The organism is Mesorhizobium sp. M0293 (assembly GCF_040321735.1).
In the GTDB taxonomy this organism is placed as follows: Bacteria; Pseudomonadota; Alphaproteobacteria; order Rhizobiales; family Rhizobiaceae; genus Mesorhizobium.
On record NZ_JAMYSA010000255.1, the window covers coordinates 1 to 1,916 of the forward strand.

Sequence of the window (1,916 nt, forward strand, 5' to 3'; positions counted from 1 at the left end):
GACCCGCTGCCACCGCTGGCGATCCAGTATCCGGATTATGCCGCCTGGCAACGGCAGTGGCTGTCGGGGGAACGGCTGCAGACCCAGGCGCAGTATTGGCGCAACGCCCTGTCCGGGGCTCCGGCCCGGCTTGCGCTGCCGACGGACCGGCCGCGGCCGGCCCAGCAGTCGTTCGCCGGGGCCGGTGTGCCGGTTGTCATCGACGCGGCTCTGACGCGCGGGCTCAAGCGGCTGGCCAGCCAGCATGGCACGACGGTGTTCATGACGGTGCTGGCGGCGTGGGCGGCGGTGCTGTCGCGCCTGTCGGGCCAGGACGACGTCGTGATCGGCGTGCCGAGCGCCAATCGCGGCCGGCGCGAGATCGAAGAGCTGATCGGCTTCTTCGTCAACACGCTGGCGCTGCGGGTCGACCTGTCGGGCGCGCCGAGCGTGGCGCAGCTTCTGGAGCGGACGCGGCGCACGGCGCTGGCCGCGCAGGAGCATCAGGACCTGCCGTTCGAGCAGGTGGTCGAGATCGTCAAGCCGCCGCGGGCCCTCGATCACACGCCGTTGTTCCAGGTGATGCTGGCCTGGCAGAACAACACCGTCGGGTCATTGGATCTGCCGGGGCTGCGCGTGGAGGCTGCGGGGGAGGGGCTCGATCAGGTCAAGTTCGATCTGGAGCTCGACCTTGGCGAAGATGGCGATCAGATCGCCGGATCGCTGCACTATGCCACGGCGCTGTTCGACGAAGCGACGATCGAGCGGCAGCGTGGTTATCTGCTGGCATTGCTGCGGGCGATGGTTGCCGATGCCGGGCAGCCGGTCGGCCGCATCGAGCTGCTGTCGCCCGAGGAGCGGACCTACCTTTTGGAGGAGCTGAACCGGACGGACGCGGACTATCCGTCGGATCTTTGCATCCACGAGCTGTTCGAGCAGCAGGTGCGCCGGACGCCCGAGGCGGTGGCATTGGTGCATGAGGGCGAGGCGCTGAGCTATGGCGAACTCAATGCCCGGGCCAACCGGCTGGCCCATCATCTGATCGCCCTTGGGGTCAAGCCGGACCAGCCGGTGGCGATCTGCGTCGAGCGCAGCCCGGCGATGGTGGTCGGGCTGCTGGCGATCCTGAAGGCGGGCGGCGCCTATGTGCCGCTCGATCCGGCCTATCCGAGCCCACGGCTCAACCAGGTGCTCGCCGATGCCGCCCCCAAGCTGCTGCTTTGCGATACGGCCGGACGCGCCGCCCTCGGCGCCGAGGCGCTCGCCAGCCTGACGGCGGTCGACCTCTCGGGCGGCGCGCGTCCATGGGCCGGCCAGGGCGCTGACGACCCCGACCCGCGCGCGCTGGGGCTCACCCCCCGCCATCTCGCCTACATCATCTACACCTCGGGCTCCACCGGGACGCCCAAGGGCGTCATGGTCGAGCATCGCGGAGTGGTCAATCTGGGGCTGGCTCAGATCGGACTGTTTGGCGTTGGTTCAAGCAGTCGAGTGGTGCAGTTCGCCTCCTTGGGTTTTGATGCCAGTGCCTGGGAAATGATTATGGCGCTTGGCTCCGGCGCCGCCTTGCATTTGCCTGCGGATGAGCTCCGCCAGGCGAGTGCCAGGCTATCGCATTATCTGCGAAGCCAAGCTATCACCCACGCGACGCTGCCTCCGGCCTTGCTTCAGGAAAGCAGGAGTGCGGAATATTTGGCGTCGCAAGCTCTCATTCTTGCTGGAGAGCTGCCGAAGGCCGAACTCATCCGTCGCCTGCCTGCAGCATCTGTTATCAATGCCTATGGACCGACGGAAACGACAGTCTGTGCAACGACCTGGACTTGCCCCGATGACTTTGACGGGTCAGTTGTCCCGATTGGCCGTCCGATCGCCAACACGCGGATCTATCTTCTGGACGCTCATGGTCAGCCGGTGCCGTTGGGGGCGGTGGGCGAGCT

General features: G+C 67.3%; 1 protein-coding gene. It reads left to right on the forward strand.

From position 1 onward, the window contains the following. A partial coding sequence (locus NKJ06_RS35245; RefSeq protein ID WP_352812531.1) for a non-ribosomal peptide synthetase occupies positions 1–1,916 on the forward strand: 1,916 nt, incomplete at both ends.